General features: G+C 53.2%; 3 protein-coding genes and 2 pseudogenes. 3 read left to right on the top strand and 2 right to left on the bottom strand.

All coding sequences use genetic code 11. The features are described 5' to 3' along the window. Positions 1–115 precede the first annotated feature (115 nt). A pseudogene (locus tag DU506_RS20975) lies at positions 116–223 on the bottom strand (helix-turn-helix domain-containing protein); the annotation flags it as partial. 260 nt (positions 224–483) lie between these two features. Here DU506_RS20975 and DU506_RS20970 point away from each other — a divergent pair. Together DU506_RS20970 and DU506_RS20965 are read left to right on the top strand one after the other, a co-directional pair. Then, positions 484–885: an antitoxin Xre-like helix-turn-helix domain-containing protein gene (locus tag DU506_RS20970; RefSeq protein ID WP_114488764.1), complete on the top strand. Its 402-nt coding sequence runs from the start codon at positions 484–486 to the stop codon at positions 883–885. Continuing rightward, the gene (locus DU506_RS20965) at positions 885–1571 is read left to right on the top strand and encodes an RES family NAD+ phosphorylase (RefSeq protein WP_114488763.1); all 687 of its coding nucleotides are present in this window, start codon (positions 885–887) and stop codon (positions 1569–1571) included. The genes DU506_RS20970 and DU506_RS20965 overlap by 1 nt, the downstream gene beginning before the upstream one ends. 414 nt (positions 1572–1985) lie before the next feature. Here the strand turns inward: DU506_RS20965 and DU506_RS20960 are convergent, their stop codons facing one another. Further along, entirely contained in the window at positions 1986–2222 is a 237-nt protein-coding gene (locus DU506_RS20960) for a transposase (RefSeq protein WP_328588009.1), read from the bottom strand. A gap of 94 nt (positions 2223–2316) precedes the next feature. Between DU506_RS20960 and DU506_RS20955 the strand changes: the two are divergent. Then, a pseudogene (locus DU506_RS20955) lies at positions 2317–2584 on the top strand (IS4 family transposase); the annotation flags it as partial.

Below are 2584 nucleotides of genomic sequence, written 5' to 3'. Positions count from 1 at the left end.
ACGTTGTCAGTGGAGCTTCATACCGAGCCGTTGCCAGCTCCGCACATCCACCTAGGGTACTGTTCATGGGAGAACAGGTGGCAGTCTCAGCCACAGTCGGTAAAGCGACTTCATGTCGCACCGTATTGTTCCAGACAAAACGTGTACAGCCGAACGACTGTGCCAACAGCACAGCCTGCTCAGGGGTGGGATAAAATCGCTCTTTGTAGGCACGTTTTGTCATGCTGGAAAAATATCAGGGGTTAGGGGCAATATCAATACAAGCACCGCTGTACGGTGCGCGCTTATATCACCGCCCGAGGACTGGGCGATGCTTTACGCGCCGAGTGGTAATGTGTATGAGCCTACCACCGCTCCGTAGGACAAGATATGTGGGCGCAGCGTTCTACAACAAGCGTCTCTTACCTACCCACGCTCGCTGTATCCCAAGATACTTATGTGCTATTTTTGTGTTTACAGACACACGACCTGCAGGAGATCACCATGACGACCTTGGAAGCACAGATTCACGACAAGTCGAAATGTGCCGCTGGTCTGAAAGCTGCTGCTGCAATACTAGAGAAATGGGGCGCCAGCGTTGAGCAAGCCACGGCGATACTGCGAATTTCCCGGAGCACCTATGCACGGGCCAAGCGACGGGACCCGGAATGGCAAGTCAGTCTGGATAAGGATCAGTTTACTCGAATCAGCCTCGTGCTGAACATTCACGCTGCCTTGCGAGTCATCTTTGACAACCCAGAGAATCTCTACGGATTCATGGCTATGGCTAATCACAACACGTACTTTCATAGCCGGTCGCCGCTACAAATTATTTCAAACGGAGGAATTCTGGCTCTTTACGATACATTCCGCCATCTCGATAGCCTGCGAGGAGCACAATGGTAATGCTTGGGGATCTGTCTCGACTAGAGACGACCGCCTGTCAAGGCTTTCGGCTGGTAAACTCAAAGTTCCCACCTATAAGCTTGTTCGATGATGTGGCCAGCGCGGAAGAGTTTGAAATGCTGTATGAACTCCAGGCGATGACAAATCCTCGGTTGAGAGATGAACTGGGTGACTTGGGACTAATTCCTATTGGGGAGATTCCGTTTGACATCCCAGGCTGCTCCTATGCCACGGCACCGTTCACGCATATCAATCCCACAGGCTCGCGGTTCAGCACTGGGGAGTACGGCGTGCTCTACATCGCAGATGTCCTAGAGACCGCGCTAGCTGAGGTTTGCCACCACCAAGAGGTCTACTGGAAAAACGTCCCGAACCTGAGCTATGAGCGCTTCGTCTTTCGTGGCCTGCGCTGCCGATTCCACGAAACCGGAATGGCTGACGGTCAGGAGATACCGAGAGAACATCCAGTGTATGCACCTGACGACTACACCGCATCACAAGCGCTGGGAAAAGCCGTTAAGAATGAAGGTGCACCAGGGTTGCGCTACCACTCAGTTCGCAAGCCAGGTGCTGTCTGTTGGGCTCTGATGACACCGAGGCTGGTCACATCGATCGTTCAAGCCGCCCACTACGAGATGGTTTGGAATGGAACAATCACTGGCGTTAACTGCATCTCGACACCCTGACACAGCCTGCTTGGCCGCGTTTGTTACCCTTCGCGCTACGCGACTCAGGAAGAGGTATTACGCGCTTTTAGATAATAGTATAGGTCGCTGACATAGCGGTGACGTCATTTTCTTCACGGGTACAGAGCGCCTGTAAACCGTGATAAATCAAGCTGCATGAAATCCCCAGTGCTACGAGCACAACCAGGGTGTTGAGCAATAAGTTAGTGCCCATCCAGAAACATGCATTTTCAGCCAATTCAGCTCGACCCTGGAAATGGAAGCGGCGCTGAGTGCCGTCAATAACGTGACAACGGCTGAATAACGCTCAGTCTGGCCGTCATTTGAGCAGTCAGCCCAACGTCAGGCCACGGGCATATCTTGCATGGCCACCCCATGCGTTCCTTTGATAGGTTTTCAGCCCGAACCTGGGAATTAATCCGGCCCGAGTCGCGCCAACCTTACCAGGTTGTAGCTCAGAGCCGAGGCCCAGACAAACGCCTTGAAGCCATCATGACCTTTCCACTTCGCCTTCGCAGCGCCGAAGGCTCTTTTCAGCTCCGAGATATTGCCTTCGACGCCGGCTCGAAAATGACGTAAGGCGTTAAAGGCTGACGGATCCCCACGAATATTTTCAATAAAATCAGCGGGTAATGTTGAAAGAGCCTGCATGGGTCGGCATGTTGTTANGCGGGTAATGTTGAAAGAGCCTGCATGGGTCGGCATGTTGTTAATCGCCAAACAAACAATATGCCTAAGGAGACCCATGCAGGCCCCTCAATTCTTGCACAACTGGCTGACATCAGCACTCCCCTCTATTCATGCCAAACGCCTTCAGGCACTACTGGATACGGTTGGTGCCTTGCTGACGGAGCGTCGACTGGGGTTAACAGCGCTGGGGCGTGCCTTGCCAGGGCCCGCGGCGCCTCGACACACCATCAAGCGCGTCGATCGGCTATTGGGTAACCGCCATTTGCACGAGGAGCGTCCCTTGTTTTATTGGCTTGTGGCCCACTTGTTGATCGGTCACACGA

This window comes from Vreelandella rituensis, assembly GCF_003336665.1.
In the GTDB taxonomy this organism is placed as follows: domain Bacteria; phylum Pseudomonadota; class Gammaproteobacteria; order Pseudomonadales; family Halomonadaceae; genus Vreelandella; species Vreelandella rituensis.
The sequence above is the reverse complement of the archived record's forward strand: the minus strand, read 5'-3'. Positions and strand labels throughout refer to the sequence as shown.

Excerpts from the sequence above, each read along its gene's own strand:
- DU506_RS20970 (WP_114488764.1), top strand. The coding sequence starts at position 484 with ATGACGACCTTGGAAGCACAGATTCACGACAAGTCGAAATGTGCCGCT.
- DU506_RS20965 (WP_114488763.1), top strand. The coding sequence starts at position 885 with ATGCTTGGGGATCTGTCTCGACTAGAGACGACCGCCTGTCAAGGCTTT.
- DU506_RS20960 (WP_328588009.1), bottom strand. The coding sequence starts at position 2,222 with ATGCAGGCTCTTTCAACATTACCCGCTGATTTTATTGAAAATATTCGT.